This is a genomic window from Pseudomonas sp. B23(2017) (assembly GCF_002113725.1).
In the GTDB taxonomy this organism is placed as follows: domain Bacteria; phylum Pseudomonadota; class Gammaproteobacteria; order Pseudomonadales; family Pseudomonadaceae; genus Aquipseudomonas; species Aquipseudomonas putida_Z.
The window spans coordinates 107,364-125,118 of the sequence record NZ_NEJM01000008.1 but is presented as its reverse complement, the minus strand read 5'-3'; the positions used below and the strand labels follow the sequence as shown (position 1 = coordinate 125,118).

The window sequence follows — 17,755 nt, the reverse complement described above, 5'->3', positions numbered from 1 at the left end:
CGCGACACAAGGCCGCTCCCACAGGGATTGCGCAAGCTTTCAGATTTGAGCAAGACAGTTGCCCCATCTCGAGCGGTCTCAATTGTTCCACGCACTGCAATTATGATGTGCCAGGCACACCCATTCTCTGTTCGGCCAGCGGCTACTACTCTCCTACCAGCCAATCGAACTGAGGAGTACCCCGATGTCCCGCCCACCCCTGCCGCCCTTCACCCGCGAAAGCGCCATCGAAAAGGTCCGCCTGGCCGAGGATGGCTGGAACGGCCGCGACCCGGCCAAGGTCGCGCTTGCCTATACCATCGACACCGTCTGGCGTAACCGCGCCGAGTTCCCGCGTGGCCGTGCCGAGGTCGAGGCGTTCCTGACGCGTAAATGGAACCATGAACTGGAGTACCGCCTGATCAAGGAGCTGTGGGCCTTCACCGGCAACCGCATTGCCGTGCGCTATGCCTACGAGTACCACGACGACAGCGGCCAGTGGTACCGCGCCTATGGCAACGAGAACTGGGAGTTTGCCGAGGACGGGCTGATGCAGAACCGTCATTCGAGCATCAACGAGCACCCTATCAGCGAAGCCGAGCGCAAGTTCCGCTGGCCGTTGGGCCGGCGCCCGGATGATCACCCCGGGCTCAGCGAACTGGGGCTCTGATCAGCCCAGCGGCAGCATGACCCTGACTTCCAGCCCGCCACCCGGGCGGTTGCCCAGGGTCACGCTGCCCCCCTGCTCCAGCACGATGGCCCGTGCTGCGGGCAGGCCCAACCCCACACCACCGGTATTGCGGTTGCGTGAACCTTCGATACGGTAGAACGGCGCGAATACCTGCTCATGCAGCTGCGGCGCGATGCCCGGGCCGCGATCCTGCACGGTAATCTCGATCTGCCTGGCGCTTACCGCCAGCACCACCGTTGGCTCACAGCCGTATTTCGCTGCATTGTCGATCAAGTTGACCAGCACGCGCTTGATACCCACGGGCCGCCCCGTGTACACACAGCGGCGCGGCCCGCTGAGGCCGACCTCGACCCCCGCGTCCTTGAAGTCGTCCACCACGGTCAGCAGCAACTCGCCCAGGTCGAATACGGTCGTCTGTTCCAGCCGTGCGTCATCACGGAAGAACTCCAACGCCGCATCGACCATCGCCTGCATCTCGTCGACGTCCTTGAACAACTTGGCCTGTAGCTGGGCATCGTCGATGAACTCGGCGCGCAAGCGCATGCGCGTCAGCGGTGCACGCAAGTCATGGGAAATGGCCGCAAGCATCTGGGTGCGGTCGTTGAGAAAATGCTTGAGCTGGGCCTGGGTGGCATTGAACGCAAGAATGGCCTGGCGCAGGTCGTGCGGGCCGACCACCGGAATGGGCGGGGCGTTGAAGTCCTTGCCAAAACGCCGCGCACCTTCGGCAAAGCGTTCCAGTGGCTTGGCCAGGTAGCGCGTGGCCAGCAACGCGACGGCAAGGCTGGAAACCAGCATCAGGCCGAGGATGATCAGGTTGCGCGGCAGTTCATCCAGGCCCCAGCTACGGCTGGTGGCACGGAACAGCACCCAGGACTTGTCGCTCAGCTCGATCATCAGCGCATAGCCACGTTCAGGTGCGTACTCCGGCATGTCGGACGGTTCGAAAGCCTCCACCCTGGCATCCGGGCGCTTTAGCAGTGCGCGCAGGATAGGCGTGCCCTCGCTGAACTCGGCATCGACCAGCACTGGCACGCCCGCTTCGTCATGGCGGCGCAGCCAGCGCACGGAATATGAGCCGTCGCCCGCCGCACTGGCGATGTTGGCACGCTGCGCCATGGGCGCGGCATCGAGGATGCGGGTGACCGCTGCAACCTTCTCGATCACCCCGCTCTCCAGCAGCGGTGGCTGCGCCCAGACGCTCAGCAACAGGCTGAACAGCCCCTTGAGCAGCAGCAGGAACAGCATCGCCGTCAGGGTGGTCAGTGCGATCCAGCGGGCAATGGTGATCCTGGGCCGTGGCAGGGCCTGGCGAACCCTGGCCAGCAGCTTCATCGCTTCGCGACCGTGGGCGTGAACAGGTAACCGGCGTTGCGCAGGGTACGGATCAAGGGCTCGTTGCCGTTGTCGGTTTCAAGCTTGCGGCGCAGCCGGCTCACCTGGACGTCGATGCTGCGGTCATAGGCGTCGTAGGCATCGCCACGGGCCATGTCCAGCAACTGCTGGCGGCTGAGCACCCGCCGCGGATGCTCGGCGAACACCAGCAGCAACTCGAACTCACCGTTGGACAAGGGGATCATGACATTGTCCGGCGAACGCAGCTCGCGCCGCACCACATCCAGCCGCCAGCCGGCAAACTCCAGGGTCGCGCAGGCATGGCCCGCCGAACCACCGGCCGCTTCACCGGCACGGCGCAGCACTGCCCTCACCCGGGCCAGCAGTTCACGGGCGGCGAACGGCTTGGTCAGGTAGTCGTCTGCGCCCAGCTCCAGGCCAACCACCCGGTCACTCAACTCACCCATGGCGGTGAGCATGATCACTGCCACCTTGTGCTCGGCCAGCAAGCGCTGGCACAACACCAGGCCACTGTCGCCAGGCAGCATCACATCCAGAATGACCAGGTCCGGCACCCGCCGCTCAACGGCCTGCCACAGCGCCTTGCCATCCTTGGCCACATCAACCTCGTAGCCATGCTGGCAGAGAAACTTCTGCAGCAGGTCGAGCACCTCGACATCATCGTCGACTATCAGCAAATGGCTCACAAAAAAGCACCGCAAAACAAGGTTACCAAGCCGTACTTTAAGGCCATCCCCACGCAGCCGTCATATATTTCAACCCGGAAACAAAGTGTCGACGCCGAGACAATCCGGACATTCCCAGGCAAAGAAAACTGCGCAGCATCGCCGCCAGTTCTTGCCAGGAATGTATCTATGTCCCGTTCATCATCCGCCTCCCGCTCAGCGCGCTCCGCCGCGCTGGCCTTGTCGTTGCTTGCAGCGGGAGGCTGCAGCCAACGTGCACCGGCCACGGCGGCCTGCGGCAATGTCGCCTATCAGGTCAGTGACCCGGCCGAGCCTGCCAACCGCGCCGTATTCGCTTTCAACCGCACGGTCGATGACTATCTGCTGGCCCCCGTCGCCCGGGGCTACACCGCGCTGCCCGGTTTTGCCCAACAGGGCATGCACAACTTTGCCAGCAACTTCGGTGAGCCCAAGGTGTTCGTCAACGACCTGCTGCAGGGCAATGGCGAACGGGCGATGACCAGCCTCTCCCGCTTCATCTTCAACACCACCTTGGGCGTGGCGGGGCTGGTCGACGTGTCTGGCAAAATGGGGCTGAGCCAGCATCGCTCGGACTTTGGCCAGACCTTCGGGGTATGGAACATCGCCGCGGGGCCCATTGTCGAGCTGCCGCTGCTGGGCACCCACAACCTGCGCGATGCCACCGGCACGGTGCTGGGCCTGGCACTGGACCCGTTTGGCGGTAACAGCGATACCGTCGAAACCATGGGCAACGTAGCCACGGCCGGCGGCATCGTCGATGCACGGGCCGAAGCACTGCCATTGACCGACCTGCTGCGCACCTGGCCTGACTACTACGTTGCGCTGCGTGACTACACCGCGCAGCGGCGCAGCAACCGGGTGGCAGAAGGCAAGGCCGGCGAGCCGGGGGCGCGGCCAGTGGATTGTGCAGGGGGTGCCCGTGAAGAATGATGCCCAAGCCGCCATGCTGCTGTTCAGGCGCCTGGAAGGCGCTGCCCGGCAACCGCTGTTGCTGCATGAACTGGAGGCCCGTGTTTCGGCCGATGGCCGGAGCCTGGTGCTGAGCCGCTATCGCGAACGCTTTACCGCCGAAGGCAAGCCCTACCGGCACGAGGCTCATCGCAGCGTACCGATTGCAGCATTGCTGCGCTGGGTGGCGCGGCACGAACGATGAATCCGAGGGCGGCCAGGTATTAGCAGGGACCCTGTGGGAGCGGCTTTAGCCGCGAACACCGGCGCAGCCGGTGCCATGCACCGCGTTGGATTCTTCGCGGGTAAACCCGTTCCCACAGGGTACGCGGACCGCTTGCGAATTCAGGGCGTCAGGCCCGGAATGTCCGAAACGCGACAGTGGCTGCCTGTTCGGCGTGAGACAGGCAAACCGGGCACTGGCTACCCTTCCTCGGCAAATGCCTTGTTCCCTTTCGCCAGAAGAAGATCGCCCATGACGACCTCCACCGCCTCCATGGCCGCCACCACGCCTGCCGACCAACCCCAGGGCTTTCTGGTCCGCATCGTCGGCGCTGCCGCATTCGCCCACCTGCTCAACGACCTGATCCAGGCCGTGCTGCCATCCATCTACCCGATGCTCAAGAGCGATTTCGCGCTGAGCTTTGCCCAGATCGGCTGGATCGCCCTGATCTACCAGGTGACCGCGTCCCTGCTGCAACCCTGGGTCGGCCTGTACACCGACAAGCACCCGCAACCCTACCTGCTGCCGGCTGGCATGCTGGTGACGCTGGTGGGCATCGCCCTGCTCGCCTTCGCCAGCAGCTATGAAATGCTGCTGGTGGCCGCGGCGGTGGTCGGCGTGGGCTCGGCGACCTTCCACCCCGAAGCCTCGCGAGTGGCCAGGATGGCCTCCGGTGGGCGCTTCGGCACCGCGCAGTCGACCTTCCAAGTCGGTGGCAACACCGGCTCGGCCCTCGGCCCGCTGCTGACCGCTGCCATCGTCATTCCGCACGGCCAACCGGCCATTGCCTGGTTCATGCTGGCGGCCGCGCTGGCGGTATTCGTGCTGTTGCGGGTGACCGGCTGGACCGTACGCCACGGCCAGACCCGGCTCAAGTCCTTCGCCGGCCAGCAGGCCCCCGGCCTGTCGCGTGGCGCCATGTGGCGCGCCGTGGCGGTTATCGCCGTGCTGATGTTCGCCAAGTTCGTCTACATCGCCTCGTTCACCAACTACTTCACTTTCTACCTGATCGAGCATTTCGGCCTGAGCGTGCAGCACAGCCAGCTGTACCTGTTCGTGTTCCTCGCGGCCGTGGCCCTGGGCACCTTCGCCGGTGGCCCGGTGGGTGACCGTATCGGGCGCAAGGCGGTGATCTGGGTCTCGTTCCTCGGCGTGGCGCCCTTCGCCCTCGCCCTGCCCTACGCCAACCTGGCCTGGACGGCGGTACTGGCGGTGGCCATCGGCCTGGTGATGTCCTCGGCCTTCGCCGCCCTGGTGGTGTACGCCCAGGAGGCCGTGCCGGGCCGGGTCGGCATGGTGTCGGGGGTGATGTTCGGGTTGATGTTCGGTATCAGCGGCATCGGCGCCGCCGGGCTCGGCGAACTGGCCGACCGGCATGGCATCGAGTGGGTGTACCAGGTCATCTCGTTCCTGCCGCTGCTGGGGTTGGCCACCGCGCTGCTGCCGGCAACCCGCTCGCAAGCCCGCCCCAGCCGCTGCTGTTAAAGTGGGCGTGCCAGGCTGCCCGTACAAGAGGTCGAAATGCTGAAGCCGCAGCACGAATTGCTGGTGGAGGTGGATGAGTGGAGCTGGGAGGTGGGCAGCCGTGCGACGGACTACCCGACCGACTGGTTCATCGAGCCCCACAGCCATGCCAAGCACCAACTGATCTATGCCATCAAAGGCCTGATGATCGTCGAGTCCGGTAACGAACGCTGGACCGTGCCACCCAGCCGCGGCGTATGGATGCCCTGCGGCCAGGTGCACGCGATCCGCTGCGTGGGCGATGTGAAGATGCGCAGTGTGTTCGTGCGCACCGACGCGGCAGTGCAGTTGCCCGTGCAGAGCAAGGCTATCAGTATCTCGCCGTTGCTCAGCGAACTGATCAAGGCCTCCGTCGGCTTTACCGCGCCGTTTGCCGAGGACTCGCGTGAAGCCCGGGTGATGCGCCTGATCCTCGACGAGATCTGCGTGCTGCCGACCTTGCCACTGAAGCTGTCGCAGCCCGGCGACAAGCGCCTGCAGGCAATCTGCGCCGCGCTGCACGAGCGGCCTGACGATAACGCCACCGTGGCCGACTGGGGCCAGCAGCTGGGGGTGGACGAAAAGACCATCCAGCGCCTGTTCCGCAAGGAAACCGGCATGACCTTCGGCCAGTGGCGCCAGCAGGCGCGGCTGATGCAGGCACTGGAGCGGATCGCCCTGGGCGAGCGGATCATCGATGTGGCGGGGACGCTGGGGTATGACAGCCCAAGTGCCTTTGCCAGCATGTTCAAGCGCCAGTTCGGTACTACGCCGAGTCAGTTCTTCAAATAACCTGGAAGCGACACATTGACTGTGCGGGCCTCTTCGCGGGTAAACCCGCTCCCACAGGGATATCACCGCACCTGAGGCTAGTGACACTCCTGTAGGAGATCACCCGGCACTCTGGGCTGCGCTTTCGCGCAGAGAATTCAATTCCTAAGCGCGACGCGGCCTCTGTGGGAGCGGGTTTACCCGCGAACACCGGCCAAGCCGGTGCCAGGCAGCGCGCCCCTGCTCAGCCCAGCCAGCGCACCAGCGCGAAACCGGCGAAGGTCGTCAGCAGCGAGCCCAGCACATGCGCCGACACCGTGGCCATGGCCCAGCCATAACGGCCATGCATCAGCATCGCCATCACCTCGGCGGAAAACGTCGAGAAGGTAGTGAGGCCACCGCAAAAGCCGGTAGTGACCAGCAGCCGCCAGGCCGGGTCGAGGTTGGGCCAGCGCAGGAAAAACGCCATGGCCCCGCCAATGATGAAACCGCCAACCAGGTTCACCAGCAAGGTGCCGAAGGGCATGCCCGGGAACAGCGAATTCAGGCGCAGGCCCAATAGCCAGCGCAACACGCAACCAGCGCTGCCACCAACAACTACGGAAAAAAGGGACAGGTACATCGGGAAACTCCACAGGGTAAACGGGAACCCTGTGGGTAGACGGCGGGCGATAGCCTACGCGCCCCTGTCACAGGGTATGCGTAGGCATCATCAGCGCGGGGGCGGTTCAAGGAGGAATGCCATCTCCTGGGGGGAGATGCTATGAAACCAGGCGCTACTATGCAATATCCTGATACATCAACCGCCTGATCGGCCCCGCGTTGCCTGATCTCGCGCAGCAACCCTGCCAAGCCGTGTACAGTACCCTCACAACAAAGCCCCCAGAAGGAGCCCGGCACATGACCGTGACGCTGTCCCCCCTGCAGATCGACTGCGATTTCGACTCCGGCAACATCCAGGTGCTGGATGCCAGCAACCCGGCCCAGGTGCACCTGGCCATCCGCCCGGACACCCACAGCGGCCACTACCAGTGGTTCCACTTCAAGGTCAGCGGGCTGACGCCGGGCCAGGTCCATCGCTTCAGCCTCGACAACGCCTCCGGTTCCTCCTACAAGAACGCCTGGAGCGGCTACAACGCCGTGGCCTCCTACGACCAGCAAACCTGGTTTCGCGTCCCCAGCCAGTTCGACGGCACGGCGCTGTCGTTCGAGGTAAAGGCCGAACAGCCGCACATCTGGTTCGCCTACTTCGAGCCCTACCCGCGCGCGCGCCACAACCAGCTGATCGAGCGTGCACGGCAACTGCCGGGGGTCGAATTGCTCGCCAGTGGCCGCAGCGTACAGGGCCGCGACATTCCCCTGCTGCGCGCCGGTGATGGCGCCGCAGGCAAGCGCAAGCTGTGGCTGATTGCCCAGCAACACCCGGGCGAACACATGGCCGAATGGTTCATGGAAGGCGTGATCGACCGTCTGCAGGCCAACGACGCGGTGATCCGGCAGTTGCTGGCCAAGGCCGACCTGTACCTGATCCCCAACATGAACCCCGACGGCGCCTTCCTCGGCCACCTGCGCACCAACTTCAAGGGCAAGGACCTCAACCGTGCCTGGCAGGACGCCAGCGTCGAGCTCAGCCCCGAGGTGTTCTTCGCCCAGGCGCAGATGAAGCAATACGGCGTGGATGCGTTCATCGACGTGCATGGCGACGAGGAGATTCCCCATGTGTTCACCGCGGCCTGCGAGGGCAACCCCGGCTACACGCCGCGTCTGGCCAAACTGGAAGAGCAGTTCCGCAGCACCCTGTGCAGCCTGACCCGCGACTTCCAGACCGTGCATGGCTACACCCGCGACGAACCGGGGCAAGCCAACACGACGCTGGCCTGCAATGCGGTGGGGATGGCGCATGACTGCCTGTCACTGACTCTGGAAATGCCGTTCAAGGACCATGACGACGCGCCGGATGCCGTCACCGGGTGGTCGGGGGCGCGCTCGAAGGCGTTGGCCGGGGCGGTGCTGGAGACATTGGCGAAGATGGTTGACGATTTGCGCTGACTGAAACGGCCCATCGCCGGCAAGCCGGCTCTCACAGGACTGCACATGACTCATGGAATTAGCAGGGACCCTGTGGGAGCGGCTTTAGCCGCGAACACCGGCGTAGCCGGTGCCATGCACCGCGTTGGATTCTTCGCGGCTCAAGCCGCTCCCACAGGTTACGCGGACCGCCGCTGCCACAAGGTCCCTGCGCTCAGAACTGCACATCCAGAAGCACGCTGTCGGTATAGGTCGCAGCCGGGGGTGTAGCCTGGTCGGTGTAGACCTTGGCGTTGTAGTTGAACACCTGGCTACCGGTGCCGGTACCCGTGCCGGGGTTCACATCGGCATCGGTACTGGCCCGTCGCGCTGCCCCTGTCGAACCCCAGCGCACTGCACCGGCGCCCTTGAAAATGTCATAGGCCAGGTAGTTGTTGGCCGCCGACTTCATCCGCCGTCGCCCATTGGCCACGTTCTGCCCGTCATCCAGGCCCACGGTGTAGTTGCTGCCCTTGGTGCACGACACGCTCAGGCTCTGGCTAACCGTACCGAACCCCGCCACCACCGGCGCGCTGGCGAAATTGATGCTGGGTGTGGTGATCTGGCAGTCGTTGGTCACCGTCATGCTCACCAGCAGGGTCTTGGTACCAGTGCCCTGGTCTCGCCCTATGCAAAGCCCGCCAACACCAATCCCGTCGCAATAGTCCCAGGTCCACTCGACAGTGAGGGTTTCCTGATACAGCCCGGCCGATACGTTGCTGCCTACCTGCGTGCGCATGTAGATGGGCACGTTCTTCGGTGTACCGTTGAGCAACCCGAGCAAGTCGAGGATGCCGGTGGTCCTGAATTCGAAGGCGGTGCCACGGGTGATCGGATAGGTGGTCGTGGCGTCGGCATACAGCGTGTAGGGGATCACATCCCCGGTAGGGCCTACCAGCCCGCTGGTGGTAGAGGTGACCTTGATCTTGAAGGAGTCGGTGCTGCTGAGCACGCTGATCACCGAACCGTTGCATTGCAGGCCCGAGTTGGTACTGGAAGCTGTCTGTACCGCGCCACGTACCTGGGTCGAGTTGAGCGAACCAAACGCCGCCGGCGTAGTCAGCACTGACGTGCACTTGGCCCAGGCCGAGCCCGCCCACAACAACAAGGCGCATGCCCACAAACCACGCCAGCAGGCCTTCACTTGCACACCAACGGGCCGATCAAGGGGATCGAACCTTGTGCTTCAGGCAGGTCGAACGCCACCTGGCACTGCCCACCCCCTTCCAGCTCCACCTGCAGACGGTTATGCGGCGCCAGGTTTTCCAGATAGACCAGGCCATCCCAACCGACCACCGCCTGGCTGCCGCTTTCTGCATGGGTGACACGGCTGCCCAGCTTGAGCACCTGCCGGTCGGCGTCCACCAGTTCGACACTGGCCGCCAGCACGCGCCTGAGCGGGAACTCCAGCAGGTAGCCACTGCCCCGGCGCACCGCCACCCGCTGTTCCACTTCCGGCGCGAGGATGTCCGGCGGCAAGTCCATGGGGTCGATCTCGTACTTGCCGCGGTAGTAACCGCTGCTGTACGGCACCAGCAGGTGGCCATCGGCATCGGTGCGGCCGACCTCCTGGTTTTCGTAGCGCACCGGCACATCGGCGTAACCACCGGTGCTGACCACCACGAAGGCATCGTCGATGCGGTTGGCAGCGAACAGCCCGGCATCCATCCACACCAGCGAGCCACTGGCGTCGGCCCAGCGGGTCATCTCGCCACTGCTGCCATACACACCGGCCTGCAACTGCACCGACTGCAGGCGCCAGGTGACATCGGCCTGGCGGTAGGCATCGCGCTCGCTACCGGCGGCGTAGCCCAGGTTGTAACCGACACCACCACCCACCGGCGTCGCGCGGCTGTAGTTGACCCGCTGCAGGCTTTCGCCTTGCTGGCTGCGCTCCATGCCCAGGGCCAGGGTGCCATGCAGGTCGAACGGGATCACCAGTTGCGCCTGCACCGCCCACTGGCTGTCCCCCACTTCACGGTTGGCCGACAGATACACGCTGCTGTTGCCCCACAGCGGCCTGCTGTAGCTCAGGTTGATCAACCGGGTTCGTGTGCCGTCACCGGCGCGCACATCGAAATAGCCGGCGCCGATGTTGCCGTATTCGTTCAGGTTCAGGCTCAACGTGACCTGTTCGCTGCGCTGGCTCAGCTGTATGTCCCGGCTGTTGACCCGGGTCAGGTCGGCATAGTCGCCATGGCGTTGCAGGCGCTGGTAGCTGAAGCCGATGCGCTGGCTGTTGTACTGGTAACCGAGGGCGACCTGGTGGCCCTTGTCGCCGTCGAACCGGCTCTGCGCCAGGGCCGCGTTGAGCACGCCGAGGTTGCCCAGCCGCATGTTGCCGCCCAGGCCCCCCAGCATCAGCGATTCGGCGCTTTCGGCATGGGTCTCCAGGGTGAAGATGTCGCTGACCCCGTAGCGCAGGCTGGCCGAAGCAACCCCTGGGCCGTAGGCAAAATCGCGCACCCCGTAGTCACGGCGCAGGCTGCCGGCTGCCACCGAATAGTCGGTCAGGCCCTGCTGCAGCAGGCTGCTGGTGACGTAGAACGGCAAGGTGGTCGACACCTGCCGGCCAAGGGCATCGGTGGTAACCACCACCGCCTCCCCGGCGCCGTTGATGAACGGCACGTTGGTCAACGTGTAGGGGCCCGGCTGCAATTCGCTGGTGCTGGACTTGTAGCCATTGATGAACAGGTCCAGCGAGGTCGGTACCGCCGCTTCACCGGAGAACGCCGGCAGCGGATAGGTGACCAGGTCGGGGCGCGCAGCGAAATCGCGCGACAACTGCAGGCCACCGACCCGCACCGAGCTGGTCCAGGGCAAGGCCCCGGTTATCAGGTCACCGGCTTCGTAGGTCAGCAGGCGCTGTTCGTCGGTGAAGCGCCAGGTGGTGTCGTAACGCAAGAAGCCCTGGCGCGTGTCGTCGGTCGGCGCACCATTGAACGACTGGCGCCATTGCCCGGTGCTGGAGAACGTACCCCAGCTGTCGAACAGACGCAGTTCGTTCCAGGCCGCCAGGTAGCTGCCGCCGTCATCGGTGTCGTTCAGGTACAGGTCGTAGTTGAACAAGGCGCCGAAACTGCTGCGCGCATCGCTGGCCGGGTACAGGTTGCGGTCGCCCAGCTGCTGGTCGGGCAGCCAGGCCGGCGGCACTTGCAGCAGCAGGCGCTGGTTCTGGCTGTCGTAGTCGGCGTGCAGCCCGGCGATGGCCTCCAGCGCCACCTCGCCCTGCGGGTTGCCCGGCAGCGAGACGCCGGCCGCCCGCAACACCTCGCTGTCCAGGTACAACTGCCCGGCGCGCTGCTGCACCGGCACCAGTTCAGCCCTGGGCATCTGGTTCACCAGCAGCTCGAGGTACAACGTGGCATCGGCGATCGCGGACAGCTCCGTGGGTGGCGGCGGCAGGTCGTCGGCCAGCACCAGGCCAGGGCCGACCAGGGCCAGCCCCAGGCACCAGCGGTGCGTCCTCGCTGTCAGCCACCTCACACACGGTTTCCAACCATTGCCGGGTCCTCCCTGGCCCCTGCGCGGCATTCAGGCGCAGGCTCATTGGCTTTGGCGGATGGCGTCCGCGCTGCTCTGGCCGTTTACCCTCCCCTTCAGCACACTGCCGGCACTCGGTGCAAGCGGTGCCGGCCAGCGCATGCTGGCCCCCGGCAGCACATAACCCAACAGGCCATCGGCCAGTGGCTTGCTCTGGCTGCCCTGCTGCACCACCACATCGGTCAGCCGCGCATGCACCGCGCCGGTGTTGCGCAGCTCCACGTACGGCTTGCCCTGGACAGTCACCGCACGCCAGCTGAGTTGCGGCCTGCCGACGCCCTCGGCATTGCGCTTGCCCGCGGGATCGGCCTTGCCCCACAGGCCTTCGCCGTAGACGAACAGGGGTACCGAGTAGCGCATCTGCAGGCGGATCGCCGCGGTGGTGCCGGGCTCGGCCTTGTCGACAGGGATGGCGGGCGGAATTTCGTCGATGATGATGCGGTAGGCCTGCTCCTGGCCGACTGGCGAGGGGCCGGTGCGGGTCAGGCGGATCAGTTGCTTCTGCCCGGGGGCGATGTTGGCCACCGGCGGGCTGCCAATGATCTCGCGCTGCGCCTGGTACTGTTCCTGGTAGTCACCCTGGCGCCAGGCGAACACGCGCACCTGCAGGTTGGCCGGCGCCGTGCCACGGTTTTCCAGCCACAGTGCGCCAGCCTTCTGGTCAGCCTCCAGCACCGGGTCGATCGGCCAGATCAGCACCGAGGTAGCCGCCCCGGCCGGCAGGCTCGCCAGCCACAATGCTCCGATCAATCCACGCGCCCACTTCGCGCCTGCCCCCATGAAGCTCTCCTTGAATACCGGTCGTTGGTGCCGGTGCATTCACCAGGTCACCGTCACTTGCACCACATCGGTGTAGGTCCCCGCCGGCTGCGTGCCGGTCAGCTGGACCCGCCCGTACACCGGCAGCTTGATCGCCGTCGGGTCGGTGTAGCTCACGGCCACGCTCTGGCCGATCCCCAGGCTCTGGCTGTATGCCGCATCCCGGTACAACTGGTAGGCCAGCACCTGCGTGCCGCCCGTACGCTTGAGGTTGCGTGTGCCACTGGCACTGTTCTGCCCGCCATCCACGCTCATGCTCAAGGCCACCCCCGGGGTGCACTGGAAGGTCACCGTGCTGCCGCCCAACGAGGTGCCGATGACTCCGGTGGCCAGCGCCGATTGCGAACCGTAGTCGAGCGTCCCGAAGCTGCTCACACCGCCCACCACCAGGCACCCGGCAACGATCTGCGCCGTCACCTGGAAGCTGCTGGTGGTCGCCGCATCCAGAGGCGCGGCCAGCAGCACGCCAAGGCCGCTCAGGCCGCCCGCCAGCCAGCTGCGCATGGTTCAGAACGACAGCTCGACGGACACTGTGTCGGTGTACACCCCCGCCGGCAGGCCGGCCTTGCCGCGCGCCTGGCCATACAGGTTGACGGTCTGGGCCGTACCGCTGCTGGTCGGCAAGGTGATGGTGCCGTTGATGGCCAGCACCTGCGTGCGCCCGGCATCGGTGTAGAAGTCGTACGGCACGAAGTTGCCGATGCCATCTGCCAGCGCACGGCTGCCCCCGGCCGACTGGCCATCGTGGGAACCTGCACCCACGCGGATCACGGGTACCGTGCCGGCCGAACAGAGAATGCTGATCGCCCCCCCTCCGCCGCCGATCACCTGGGCGTCTGCGCTGGTGAACAGGGCATCGCGAGTACCGAAGTCCAGGGCGCCGAAGTTCACCCCCGAAGTGCCCGAGCTGCCATTGACCTGGCACGCCGCGGTCAAGGTCAGCTTCGAGTCGATGGTCCCGGTCGTGGCGGCCTGCGCCTGGGAAGCCAGCATCAGCCCCAGGCCGGCAAGGATGCAGCGTGAAAGGTTCGTTCGCATCGAAGTCTCCTTGTGTCGTTACCAGTCCAGGGTCACCCTCAGGGTGTCACGGTACAGCCCGGCCGGCAGCGCGCGCGGTTGCGCCACTACCACACCGTAGATGGGGATCGGTATCTGCCGGGTACTGCTGATGGTGAAGGCACGCGCCTGGCCGATGCCGTAGCGGCTGTTACCGCCTGGGTCGATCGCCAGTTGATAGGGGATCAGCTCGCGGCCGTTGCTCAGGCGCCGTATGCCGTCGCTGCCATTCAGGCCGCCGTTGATGCGCACGTTGAACGCCCGCACCTCGGGCGTGCAACTGATCTGCAGGCTGCCTTCGCCGCTCACATCATCAACCCGGCTGCGCAGCGGCTGGTCCCAGTTCGGTCCGCGCTCGCCGAAGTCCATCAGGCCGGGGTTACCCACCGTTGCCGGTTGCGTCTCGTTGCTGCTGATCTGGCAAGCGGTGCTGATCACCAGCCGCGCCTGGATGAAACCGGTGCTGGTGCCATGCGCGGCACCACCGGGCACCAGCAGCGGGCCCAGGGAAAGCAGCAGGATCGAGGTACGGTTCATGGCATCGCGTCCTTGTGCATGGCGGCATCCCTACCAGCTGACGGTCACTTTGAGCAGGTCGGCGTACAAGCCTGCAGGCGGTACCCAGGCCAGCTTGTCGATCCGAGCAAACAACGGCAGCTCGACCGAACCGCTGTTCGGCACCCGCGCCGAATGCGCCACGTTCACCGCCAGCGGTTCGCGCCAGGCAGCGTCGCGGTAAAGGCGATACGGGATGGGCCGGGCCGTGGCATCGTCACTGGCCAGGAAGCGCAACTCGCCGACGCCGCCATGCAGACCACCGTCGACGCGGACCTGATAGGGGGTGTGGGGATTGCATTCCAGGCGTGGCGGGCGCTGGCTCAACAGCGCGCCGGTGAGCGGCGCCCCAGGGCCATCCAGCCGTGCAGCAGCGCCCAGGTCGATGCGCCCAAGCGCCTGTGCACCGGCATCGCGGGGCTGGTTGACCAGCATGCAGCCGCGCTGCACCAGCACCCGCACCTCCACCAGGAAGTCCGCCGCCATGGCGCTGCTGCTCAACATAAGGCCCAACAGGGCGGCCAGGTAGCGCTCCGTCACCTAATTATCCTTGTCGATGTCTGCTGACCTGAGCGTAGCAGCGGAGTGGCATCACGCTGCTGGCATCGAGCCATTTTTTTGTATTAGCCAAAAAGCGCTACCACCTGAAAAAAAAGCCGCACGACACAGAACGCATCGCCGACATTCTCCTCAAATGGCCAAAGGCCGTTATCCGGACCGATATTCTGTTAGGGTGTATCCCCTTCATCCTGCCTAGACTCATGCGGCATGCATGGAAGGACACGACAGGAGCGTTTTCATAGATGATTGCAGACAGCACGCTCACCCAAGCCCTCGAGCGCTGCGCCCAGGAGCCGATCCAGCTGCCTGGCAGCATCCAGCCCCACGGTTTCCTGCTGGTGCTGGACGAAACCGACATGCGAGTACTCCAGGCCAGCGAAAATGTCGAGCACTGGCTGGGCATACCGGCCAGTGAACTGATAGGTCGCGACTTCGCCGAACTGGTCAGCGGTGCCTTCGACCTGCGCCTGCACCTGGCGCGCCTGCCGCAGGACGAGGTCTTTCCGTTCCACATCAGCGATGTGCACCTGCGCCAGGACGCGCCTTGCCGCGGCAACCTGCACCTGCTGGTCCATCGTCACGACCAGGTGCTGATCGCCGAATTCGAACCCCCTCGTCTGCCGGCGGACCTTGCCGGGCAAGGCGACTACTACCCGCTGGTGCGCAGCTTCGTAGGCCGCCTGCACCAGGCCGGCAGCCTCGAGGAACTGCTGCAGCAAACCGTGCTGCAGCTCAAGCGCATCACCGGCTTCGGCCGGGTCAAGGCCTATCGCTTCGATGCCGAAGGCAACGGCCAGGTGCTGGCCGAGGTGGCCGACCCGGGGTACCCGAGCTACCTGGGCCTGTGCTTCCCCGCTTCGGACATACCGCGCCAGGCGCGCGAGCTGTACCGAATCAACCGCATCCGCGTGATCGAGGACGCCAACTACCAGGCCTCGCCGTTGCTGCCAGCTGCCAACCCGCGCACCGGCAAGCCGCTGGACCTGAGCTTTGCCGCGCTGCGCAGCGTGTCGCCAGTGCACCTGCAGTACATGCGCAACATGGGTACCCTGGCATCGATGTCGCTGTCGATCGTGGTCGACGGGCAACTCTGGGGGCTGGTGTCCTGTCACCACGAACAGCCGCGCCCGGTGGACCTGCGCACCCGTACCGCCTGCGAACTGCTGGCCAGTGTGCTGTCGCTGCAGATCGAGTCGCGCGAGTCTCACGCCAACACTCGCCAGTTGCTGGAGCTGCGCCAACACATCGTGCGCATGATCTCGTCCATGGCCGACCATGACAGTGTCGGCGACGGCCTGCGCGACTTGCCGGAAGTACTGCTGGCCTTCGCCGGCGCCCAAGGTGCCGCGGTCATATCCGCCGAACGTTGCGACCTGATCGGCAAGACCCCTCCGGCCGCGCAGGTAAACGCCCTGGTGCACTGGCTCTCCCAGCGCGGCGAAGAGAGCGTGTTCCACAGCGACAACCTGCGCCGCGACATCGATGAACTGCCCGAGCTCGCGGCCCACGCAGGCGGTGTGCTGGCAGTGGCCATTTCGCAGATCCACTCGCACTACCTGCTGTGGTTCCGCCCCGAGCAGGTGCGCACGGTGAACTGGGCCGGGCAGCCGAACAAACAGGTCGGGCCGCAGGGCAACCTCGACCCGCGGCACAGTTTCGAAAGCTGGCAGGAAAAACTGCGCGGCTACTGCGAACCCTGGCACCCGCTGGTCATCGAAGGCGTGCAGGAGCTGCGCACGGCAGTGCTCGGCATTGTCCTGCGCAAGGCCGAGGAACTGGCGCAGCTGGCTGGGGAGCTGCGCCGCTCGAACAAGGAGCTCGAAGCGTTTTCCTACAGCGTGTCCCATGACCTGCGCGCGCCCCTGCGCCATATTGCCGGCTACTCCGAACTGCTCGGCGAAATCGAGGGCCAGGGCCTCAGCGAGCGCGGCAGGCGCTTTCTGCAACACATCGAGGAAGCCGCGCATTTTGCCGGAAGCCTGGTAGACAACCTGCTCAACTTCTCGCAAATGGGCCGCTCTGCCCTGCGCCTGTCCGAGGTCGACCTCAACGCCCTGGTCGAGGCCATTCGCAGCGAACTGGCGCCCGACTACCAAAACCGCGAAATTGTCTGGGACATTGCCCAGTTGCCCAAGGTGGTCGGTGACCCGGCGTTCATCAACATGGCCTTGCACAACCTGCTGGCCAACGCCATCAAATACACACGTGGGCGCACCCCGGCGCGCATCGGCATCAGTGCCGTGCAACACCCGGGCGAAACCGAGATCTGCATTCGCGACAACGGCGTGGGCTTCGACATGGCCTACGCCAACAAACTGTTCGGCGTGTTCCAGCGCCTGCACCGCATGGAAGACTTCGAAGGCACCGGGATCGGCCTGGCCAGCGTGCGTCGCATCATCGAACGCCATGACGGCCGGGTCTGGGCCCATGGCAAGGTTGGCCAGGGTGCAACCTTCCACTTCACCCTCCCGCGCCATCCCGCGACTACCTGAGGCACCGCTACCATCATGCTCAAACCCATCCTGCTGGTCGAAGACAACCCACGGGACCTGGAGCTGACGCTCCTGGCGCTGGAACGCAGCCAGTTGGCCAACGAGGTCATCGTGCTGCGTGACGGTGCCGAGGCACTCGACTACCTGCTACGGCGCAATGCCTATGCCGAACGTGACGACGGCAACCCCGCCGTGTTGCTGCTGGACCTGAAACTGCCAAAGGTCGACGGCCTGGAGGTGCTGAAGGAAGTACGCGCCACCGCCGAACTGCGCAGCATCCCGACGGTGATGCTGACGTCCTCGCGCGAAGAGCCCGACCTGCTGCGCGCCTACGAGCTGGGGGTGAACGCGTACGTGGTCAAGCCGGTGGAGTTCAAGGAATTCGTCGCCGCCATTTCCGACCTGGGGGTGTTCTGGGCGGTACTCAACGAACCGCCACCCGGCTCGCTGCGCCTGAACCGGCGTGGCAGCATCTGAGGTGCCC

The 17,755-nt window shown here is 65.3% G+C and carries 18 protein-coding genes and 1 riboswitch; of the genes, 8 read left to right on the top strand and 10 right to left on the bottom strand.

Annotated features, from left to right (window positions below; all coding sequences use genetic code 11):
- Nucleotides 1-184 precede the first annotated feature (184 nt).
- Nucleotides 185-649, top strand: a complete 465-nt coding sequence (locus tag CAG46_RS15010) for a nuclear transport factor 2 family protein (protein ID WP_025338475.1) — start codon at nucleotides 185-187, stop codon at nucleotides 647-649.
- Here CAG46_RS15010 and CAG46_RS15005 read toward each other — a convergent pair whose 3' ends face one another.
- The gene (locus CAG46_RS15005) at nucleotides 650-2,005 is read right to left on the bottom strand and encodes an ATP-binding protein (protein ID WP_085617571.1); all 1,356 of its coding nucleotides are present in this window, start codon (nucleotides 2,003-2,005) and stop codon (nucleotides 650-652) included.
- A complete protein-coding gene (locus CAG46_RS15000; protein WP_085617569.1) occupies nucleotides 2,002-2,712 on the bottom strand; it encodes a response regulator in 711 nt (236 codons plus the stop codon). Before CAG46_RS15000 ends, CAG46_RS15005 begins: the two co-directional genes overlap by 4 nt.
- A 168-nt stretch (nucleotides 2,713-2,880) precedes the next feature.
- Here CAG46_RS15000 and CAG46_RS14995 point away from each other — a divergent pair, with 168 nt between their 5' ends.
- The 4 genes from CAG46_RS14995 to CAG46_RS14975 all read left to right on the top strand — a co-directional run bounded on the left by CAG46_RS14995 (nucleotide 2,881) and on the right by CAG46_RS14975 (nucleotide 6,199).
- Nucleotides 2,881-3,663 (top strand): VacJ family lipoprotein, encoded by a 783-nt coding sequence (locus tag CAG46_RS14995; protein WP_085617567.1) that lies wholly within the window; start codon nucleotides 2,881-2,883, stop codon nucleotides 3,661-3,663.
- A gap of 13 nt (nucleotides 3,664-3,676) precedes the next feature.
- Nucleotides 3,677-3,886 carry a hypothetical protein gene (locus CAG46_RS14990; protein ID WP_075044630.1) on the top strand — a complete coding sequence of 70 codons (210 nt, stop codon included), beginning with the start codon at nucleotides 3,677-3,679 and terminating at the stop codon, nucleotides 3,884-3,886.
- Between the two features lie 270 nt (nucleotides 3,887-4,156).
- A complete protein-coding gene (locus CAG46_RS14980) occupies nucleotides 4,157-5,389 on the top strand; it encodes an MFS transporter (RefSeq protein ID WP_085617563.1) in 1,233 nt (410 codons plus the stop codon).
- Nucleotides 5,390-5,425: 36 nt separating this feature from the next.
- The gene (locus CAG46_RS14975) at nucleotides 5,426-6,199 is read left to right on the top strand and encodes a helix-turn-helix domain-containing protein (protein WP_075044628.1); all 774 of its coding nucleotides are present in this window, start codon (nucleotides 5,426-5,428) and stop codon (nucleotides 6,197-6,199) included.
- Nucleotides 6,200-6,422: 223 nt separating this feature from the next.
- Here CAG46_RS14975 and crcB read toward each other — a convergent pair whose 3' ends face one another.
- Nucleotides 6,423-6,800: a fluoride efflux transporter CrcB gene (crcB, locus tag CAG46_RS14970; RefSeq protein ID WP_085617560.1), complete on the bottom strand. Its 378-nt coding sequence runs from the start codon at nucleotides 6,798-6,800 to the stop codon at nucleotides 6,423-6,425.
- A gap of 74 nt (nucleotides 6,801-6,874) precedes the next feature.
- A riboswitch (Fluoride riboswitch) is annotated at nucleotides 6,875-6,936 on the bottom strand.
- Between the two features lie 142 nt (nucleotides 6,937-7,078).
- Between crcB and CAG46_RS14965 the strand changes: the two genes are divergently transcribed.
- Complete coding sequence (locus tag CAG46_RS14965) at nucleotides 7,079-8,227, top strand: M14-type cytosolic carboxypeptidase (RefSeq protein ID WP_085617558.1); 1,149 nt, start codon at nucleotides 7,079-7,081, stop codon at nucleotides 8,225-8,227.
- Between the two features lie 193 nt (nucleotides 8,228-8,420).
- Here CAG46_RS14965 and CAG46_RS14960 read toward each other — a convergent pair whose 3' ends face one another.
- The 7 genes from CAG46_RS14960 to CAG46_RS14930 form a co-directional block, all read right to left on the bottom strand.
- Nucleotides 8,421-9,389, bottom strand: a complete 969-nt coding sequence (locus CAG46_RS14960; RefSeq protein ID WP_085617556.1) for a spore coat U domain-containing protein — start codon at nucleotides 9,387-9,389, stop codon at nucleotides 8,421-8,423.
- Nucleotides 9,386-11,683 carry a fimbria/pilus outer membrane usher protein gene (locus tag CAG46_RS14955; RefSeq protein ID WP_143493478.1) on the bottom strand — a complete coding sequence of 766 codons (2,298 nt, stop codon included), beginning with the start codon at nucleotides 11,681-11,683 and terminating at the stop codon, nucleotides 9,386-9,388. Before CAG46_RS14955 ends, CAG46_RS14960 begins: the two co-directional genes overlap by 4 nt.
- Before the next feature lie 108 nt (nucleotides 11,684-11,791).
- Nucleotides 11,792-12,568 (bottom strand): molecular chaperone, encoded by a 777-nt coding sequence (locus tag CAG46_RS14950; RefSeq protein WP_085617551.1) that lies wholly within the window; start codon nucleotides 12,566-12,568, stop codon nucleotides 11,792-11,794.
- Between the two features lie 39 nt (nucleotides 12,569-12,607).
- Entirely contained in the window at nucleotides 12,608-13,111 is a 504-nt protein-coding gene (locus CAG46_RS14945) for a spore coat U domain-containing protein (RefSeq protein WP_085617549.1), read from the bottom strand.
- A 3-nt stretch (nucleotides 13,112-13,114) separates the two neighbouring features.
- Nucleotides 13,115-13,645, bottom strand: a complete 531-nt coding sequence (locus CAG46_RS14940; RefSeq protein WP_075044622.1) for a spore coat U domain-containing protein — start codon at nucleotides 13,643-13,645, stop codon at nucleotides 13,115-13,117.
- An 18-nt stretch (nucleotides 13,646-13,663) separates the two neighbouring features.
- On the bottom strand, nucleotides 13,664-14,200 hold the full coding sequence (locus CAG46_RS14935; RefSeq protein ID WP_075044621.1) for a spore coat U domain-containing protein: 537 nt from the start codon (nucleotides 14,198-14,200) through the stop codon (nucleotides 13,664-13,666).
- A 30-nt stretch (nucleotides 14,201-14,230) separates the two neighbouring features.
- Entirely contained in the window at nucleotides 14,231-14,758 is a 528-nt protein-coding gene (locus CAG46_RS14930) for a spore coat U domain-containing protein (protein WP_085617547.1), read from the bottom strand.
- A gap of 263 nt (nucleotides 14,759-15,021) precedes the next feature.
- Between CAG46_RS14930 and CAG46_RS14925 the strand changes: the two genes are divergently transcribed.
- Nucleotides 15,022-17,271 (top strand): ATP-binding protein, encoded by a 2,250-nt coding sequence (locus CAG46_RS14925; RefSeq protein ID WP_085617545.1) that lies wholly within the window; start codon nucleotides 15,022-15,024, stop codon nucleotides 17,269-17,271.
- 15 nt (nucleotides 17,272-17,286) lie between these two features.
- Nucleotides 17,287-17,748: a response regulator gene (locus tag CAG46_RS14920; RefSeq protein ID WP_015269730.1), complete on the top strand. Its 462-nt coding sequence runs from the start codon at nucleotides 17,287-17,289 to the stop codon at nucleotides 17,746-17,748.
- Nucleotides 17,749-17,755: the final 7 nt, after the last annotated feature.